The following is a 6,291-nucleotide window of genomic DNA, read 5'->3' on the forward strand; positions in this document are numbered from 1 at the left end:
AATAGTAGTTGCCTTGCCATTAATGCAACTACTATTAGATCTGTAAAAGCTAAAAAATTAATTTTTTTTATTCGTCCATAAATATAAACAACAAGGAAATCCATTATCATAATTCCTTGTATAGCCAATCCTCCATGCCATATTTTTACCAACTCATTTAGATTATTTACATAATAATCCCACTCACCAATAATATGTCCTATCCTTCCACCTACTAAACTACTAACCAAAAGTATAAATAATAAATTATAGATATGATTAACATCTATGTTTCTTTTTTTTGCAAATCTTATTATCAATAATAACCCTACTATGACTGTAATTGCAATTATTACCCCGTACCAATATATATCCAAAAAGCCAATCGAAAATGCGATTGGCTCTGGATTATAGTTATGGAGAAAATTCATTCTCCTAAAATTATTTAGCTAATTCTGCGTCAATAGCTGCAGCAAAACTTGCATAAGGCTGAGCACCTGATACCATGGTTCCATTTACAAATGTAGCTGGTGTCCCTTGTACTCCGATAGCAGCTCCTGAAGTAAAGTCTTCAGAAACCTTTGAAGCATTATCACCATTATCAAGACAATCATTAAATGTACTAGTATTTAACCCTAAATCAGACGCATATCCTTTTAGATCATCAATAGTCATATTGTCTTGATTAGCAAATATTAGATCATGCATTTCCCAAAATTTATCTTGATCTGCTGCACACTCAGAAGCTTCAGCGGCTTTTTGTACATTTTCATGAAATGATAATGGAAAATGTCTATATATTAATTGAACTTTACCATCATATTCTTCTAACACTTGTTCCATGGTTGGTACCACTCGACTAGAAAACGGGCATTCAAAATCTGAATACTGTATTAGAGCTACTGGTGCATTTATATCACCTCGAATATGATCACCATCCACAACCTCTACATCTACAACTACTGGAGCAACAGGAGTAGGAGCAGCTGTATTAGTATTAACTACTGCAGCTGTATTAGTATTTGTTTTGGTTGTAGTATTACCACCATCGTCATTAGACATTGCAAACATCATAAACAAACCTATTATTGCAGCAAATGCTACACCAGATAAAACGCCCATTACAAAAGACATTTTTGGGGACATTTTATAGACTACTTCTTCATTTTTTTCTTCTGTCATATTTTATTTTAAATTGATTAATTTCAGGCAGACCTGCCTGCCCCCGTCCCGCTGTAAGCGGAGCCTCGCCGTTGGCGGGGCGTGGCCGTCAGACAGGGCCTGATCCGACCCCGCCTGCGACGCCACTTTGGCGGGCAGGTTTGCCGGAAATTATTTATTAAATAAATGCCAATATATAATAGCATAAAAAAATTCATTCTTCAAATGATGCATTTAACTATTAAGATTGGTTATAAATCACTAATAACTCATCAATAATTGATTTAAAATTATCTACGGATACTGATCCCTCAAACTTAGTACCATTAATAAAAAATGTAGGAGTACCATCAACTCCAGCAACGATCCCGCTAGCAAAATCCTGTTGCACCTCTTCATAATAACGATCACTATCTAAACATTCATTAAACTGTCCTGCGTCCATTCCTACTTCAGTAGCATATTGTTTTAGCGCCGTTACAGATAAATCTGTATTTATATAAATTTTATCATGCATTTCCCAAAACTTATTTTGTTCGGACGCACACTCTCCTGCTTCAGCAGCCTTTAATGATTGAGGATGTATTGTCGAATTTGGGAAATCCCTATATATGAATTTAATTTGATCACCATACGTACTAATAACCTCTCTTACCGTCGAGAAGGCCTGAGTGCAATACGGGCACTGAAAATCAGAAAATTCGACTATGACTATCTTTGCATCATTTGACCCGGCATATGGATCATCGTTTGTAGCAATATCATGTATAGTAGTATTATCCTCATTTAATATCATATCAATATTTTCTTTAACCAAACCATAAAACCAGACACCAACAACTATCAAAAAAACTAAAAAAATACTAAGCACTACCCATAAAACTCTATGAGATTTCTTTCCTTTTTTTGGTTGTTTTTTACCCTCTTTAGGCGCTTGAACTGGTTGTTTTTTTTGAGTAGCGTCCTCAGTTGGTAAATTCAAATCTAATTCATCTGTCATAGTGTTATTATATATCAAATTTACATAATATTAAAGTGTCTGCATTTGTACTCAAACAAGTAAACAACTATTCTTTTGACACTAAAAAAATCGCTGGTTTTTAACAACCAACGACTTTTTAATAATATAAATTAAGGCACTAACTTCTTGCCTTCGTCATCAAAAACCTCTATTGCTTGAGTTGGGCATGATTTAGCAGCATCAATAATTGTTTGCTCATCATCACCGTCAAGATTCTTTAATATTGCTATGCCTTCATCATCTAGCTCAAATGTATCTGGTGCGATAGCTACACAAGTAGCAGCTGAAATACATTTATCTCTAATAATTTTTACCTTCATATTTTATATTTTTATTAATCTTTATTAAATTAATATTAACATATTTTATTATAAAAATGCAAAGATTATTCAGTAGCAGTATCGATAGTTTCATCAACAAATACTCTGCTTGCTAGCTGTTGGTCAATGAGTAACAAGCCATTGCCATCATTGCCAACCTTCTTAAGATTTTCTGCAATTTCAGAGCTATTAGCTTCTTCTTCGACTTGCTCTTTTATGAACCAATGTAATACTTCTTGAAAGGCATAATCTTTTTCTTCCTTAGCCAATTCATACAGGTCATTAATCATCCCCGTTACTTTTTGTTCATGCTCATATGCTTTCTGAAACACTTCAAGAGGAGATGAAAAATCAGTTTCTGGTTTATCCAATTGCTGTAGCTCGATTATTCCACCTCGATCCAAAATAAACTGATATAATTTTAAAGCATGAGTTAACTCTTCTTGGTATTGAACCTTGAGCCAATTAGCCATTCCTTTAAAATTGTTGGTTTCACAATAAGCAGCCATCGATAGGTATAAAAATGCAGAATATGATTCTGCTGCAATCTGCTTATTAATTGCATCGTTAATTTTTTTATTCATATTATTGAATATTAATTATTATATAATTCGCTAACTTTTTTCCAATTAACTATCTTCCAAAATACTTTAATGTAATCTGGGCGTACATTTTGATATTTTAAATAATAGGCATGCTCCCAAACATCCAAAGCTAATATTGGTGTTCTACCTTCAGATAATGGTGAATCTTGATTAGAAGTTTTCTCTACTATTAATTTATCTCCATCTTTAACAAGCCAAGCCCAGCCAGAACCAAATTGAGTAGTTGCCGCTGTTTCAAATTCTTCCTTAAATTTTTCAAAACTGCCAAAATCTTTTTTAATATGGGACATCAAGTCACCCTCGGGTTTACCCTCTCCGTCAGGACCCATAATCTGCCAAAACAAAGCATGATTAACATGACCGCCACCGTTATTTATTACGGCTACTCTAATATCCTCTGGGATATCCTTAATATTTTTTAAAATATCTTCTGCAGATTTATCGAATAATTCTTCATTCCCTTCTAAAGCATTATTAAACTTGGTTGTATAAGTCATATGATGCTTATCATGATGAATTGTCATTGTTTCTTTGTCTATATATGGTTCCAATGCATCATAAGCATATGGTAAATCTGGTGTTGTAAATTCTTTTTTCATACTTTATGTAAATAATAATTAAGTAATACTATTATAAATTATTGTTAAAATTATAACAAATCGCTCATTTCTTTTTTGTTGGTTTGGTCTTTAATGCCAACCTGGCCGTCTCCAGAGCCAATAAAGCGCATTTTTTTCTGGCTGGAGTAATGGGTGCTTTCATGTCCTTAAGAAAATCTTTGTCTGAATATTTCTTAAATTGAGCCATAGTCATACCTTTGATAGCTTCCGTTAATATGGAACCGCCAGCTCGAGAGACGCTACAACCGGCACCATGAAATTTTACATCCTCAATCTTTCCATTTTTACTTAATTTAAAATCCATAGTCATCTCGTCACCACAAAGAAAATTTTTTTTCTTTGCCTGAGCATTTGCATTTTTAATCTGACCAAAATTCCTGGGATTTTTATAATGATCAAGGATAATTTCTCTATACATGTCAAAAGTCATAATTTTTTTGAATGGATAATTTTTAATTAATATATATTATTTGAATATCTTCTTTGCTTTATTTAGAGCCCTTACTAATTTATATATATCTTCTTCTGTATTATAAAGATAAAAACTAGCTCTAGTAGTAACTTCTATACCTAAACTTTGATGGAGAGGTTGGGCGCAATGATGTCCAGCGCGAATAGCGATATTTTGCTCATCCAATAATGTTGCCATATCATGAGGATGCACCCCATCAAGAGTTAATGAAAATACTGCTCCTCTATTTTTGCTGTCTTTCGGACCCATTATATTCAGTCCTTCTATTTTTGATAATTCTCTTAATGCTGTTTTTGTAATTTTTTTTTCATGTTTAAATATATTTTTCATACCAATCGAGCTAAGATAATCCAAAGCAACGCCAAATCCGATTACCCCTTCAATATTTGGCGTACCTGCTTCAAACTTGAACGGAATTTCATTCCAATCGGTTTCCCGATGAGTAACATTTGCTATCATTCCACCACCAGTTAGAAAAGGTTTCATACCTTCCAATATCTCTTCTTTAGTATATAATATTCCTACACCACTTGGAGCTAACATTTTATGTGGTGAAAAAGCGTAAAAATCAGCATCCAAATCCTGAAGATCTACTGGAAAATGTGGTACTGCCTGCGCTCCATCAACTACTATTTTAATTCCTTTTTTATGTGCTTTAGCTACTATTTTCTTAATAGGATTAATAGTGCCAAGCACGTTAGACATATGTGTAATCGCTAGAAGCTTTACCTTGTTAACCAACATCTTATCAAGTTTCACCATATCAAGTCGTCCATTATTTTTAACAGGTACGTATTTAATAATTGCCTTTTTTCTCTTAGCTAATTCTCGCCAAGGCAATAAATTTGCATGGTGCTCCATCTCAGTTACTAAAATAATATCTCCTTTTTTAATATTATCCATCCCCCAGGTAAAGGATAAAAGATTAATACTCTCGGTAGTATTCTTGGTAAATATAATTTCTCTAACGCTATTAGCATTAATAAACTTGGCAACTTTTTCTCTAGTCTGCTCATATAATTCAGACAACTCTTCTGATAATCTATAAATACCACGATGAACATTGGCATAATATTTTTCATAAACTTCTTTTACAGTATCTATAACTATCTGTGGCTTCTGAGTACTGGCCCCAGAATCCAAAAATACTAAACCCTTATTGTTTCTAAAAATTGGAAAATCTTTTTTGTAATTAATCCTTCGATTTCGCTCATAACGAGTTTTCTTCATAATTTTATATCATTAGGTAATCTATTAAATATTGGTTGAAAAAATCCATTGATTATCATTTTCTTTGCTTGTGTCTTGGATAATCCTCGCGACATTAAATAGAACATTTGTTCGTTATTTATTCGTCCGGTAGTTGAGCCATGCGAAGCTTTTACCTCATTGGCTTCTATTTCCAAATTAGGGATAGATGTAGCCATCGCTTGATCTAATAATAATACATTATCAGTAAAATAAGAATTAGTACCCTGAGCTTTTTTATCAATCTTTATTAAACCAACAAATTTTCCAATACTTTTATTTTGATATACACCTTTTATAAGTATATCACCTTTTGTATTTCTTACTTGGTGACGCATAGTAATATCAAAAATGTGTTTATCATTTATTTGTCCATGTAAAGCGTAATATACATTAGCCTCTGCACCAGAACCGACTAAATTAATTTGTACTTTTGTATCCATTTTCTTAACTTTTTGGATATAATTGATAATTGTAACATTTGCTTTAGCTCCCACCATTACCTTAATATCTGCAGGATTATTTTTTAATATCAAAACTAATTTGACTCCCCTTTTTACACGAATATTAAAATTAGATGATTCTTTAGAATATTTTGAATAATCTATAATTTCATTTTTTGATATGGTAATTCTTTTCATAATAATTGTTTTTTATAATTTTACATACTCATCTGTCACCCTGTTTTATCATCCCACTCTCGTTTGTTATCTCGAGTGAATCTTGCGAAGGAGAAACCTTTATAATGATAGCAGTAATTTCAAACGTTATTAAAATTTCTCTCTTCGTTCGAAATGACAGGGTTATTATCCAACACTCCCTTCCATTTCTAACTCTATCAATCTGTTTAATTCTACGGCATATT

10 protein-coding genes are annotated in these 6,291 nt (G+C 32.6%); all 10 read right to left on the bottom strand.

Annotated features, from left to right (window positions below):
- A partial coding sequence (locus U9R42_00295) for a prolipoprotein diacylglyceryl transferase family protein (protein MEA3494459.1) occupies positions 1-410 on the bottom strand: 410 nt, incomplete at its 3' end.
- A 10-nt stretch (positions 411-420) separates the two neighbouring features.
- A complete protein-coding gene (locus U9R42_00300) occupies positions 421-1,161 on the bottom strand; it encodes a thioredoxin domain-containing protein (protein ID MEA3494460.1) in 741 nt (246 codons plus the stop codon).
- Positions 1,162-1,381: 220 nt separating this feature from the next.
- On the bottom strand, positions 1,382-2,140 hold the full coding sequence (locus U9R42_00305; protein MEA3494461.1) for a DsbA family protein: 759 nt from the start codon (positions 2,138-2,140) through the stop codon (positions 1,382-1,384).
- Positions 2,141-2,271: 131 nt separating this feature from the next.
- Positions 2,272-2,481 carry a ferredoxin gene (locus U9R42_00310; protein MEA3494462.1) on the bottom strand — a complete coding sequence of 70 codons (210 nt, stop codon included), beginning with the start codon at positions 2,479-2,481 and terminating at the stop codon, positions 2,272-2,274.
- 65 nt (positions 2,482-2,546) lie between these two features.
- Positions 2,547-3,065 (bottom strand): ferritin, encoded by a 519-nt coding sequence (locus U9R42_00315; GenBank protein ID MEA3494463.1) that lies wholly within the window; start codon positions 3,063-3,065, stop codon positions 2,547-2,549.
- An 11-nt stretch (positions 3,066-3,076) separates the two neighbouring features.
- Positions 3,077-3,685, bottom strand: a complete 609-nt coding sequence (locus U9R42_00320; protein MEA3494464.1) for a superoxide dismutase — start codon at positions 3,683-3,685, stop codon at positions 3,077-3,079.
- A 64-nt stretch (positions 3,686-3,749) separates the two neighbouring features.
- A complete protein-coding gene (locus U9R42_00325; protein MEA3494465.1) occupies positions 3,750-4,124 on the bottom strand; it encodes an iron-sulfur cluster assembly scaffold protein in 375 nt (124 codons plus the stop codon).
- Between the two features lie 48 nt (positions 4,125-4,172).
- Positions 4,173-5,408: a cysteine desulfurase gene (locus U9R42_00330; protein ID MEA3494466.1), complete on the bottom strand. Its 1,236-nt coding sequence runs from the start codon at positions 5,406-5,408 to the stop codon at positions 4,173-4,175.
- Positions 5,405-6,067, bottom strand: coding sequence for a SufD family Fe-S cluster assembly protein (locus U9R42_00335; GenBank protein MEA3494467.1), 663 nt, complete (start codon positions 6,065-6,067; stop codon positions 5,405-5,407). The genes U9R42_00330 and U9R42_00335 overlap by 4 nt, the downstream gene beginning before the upstream one ends.
- Before the next feature lie 28 nt (positions 6,068-6,095).
- On the bottom strand, positions 6,096-6,291 hold a 196-nt coding region (locus U9R42_00340), incomplete at its 5' end, for a hypothetical protein (protein ID MEA3494468.1).

Source organism: Bacteroidota bacterium (assembly GCA_034723125.1).
Lineage (GTDB): Bacteria > Bacteroidota > Bacteroidia > CAILMK01 > JAAYUY01 > JAYEOP01.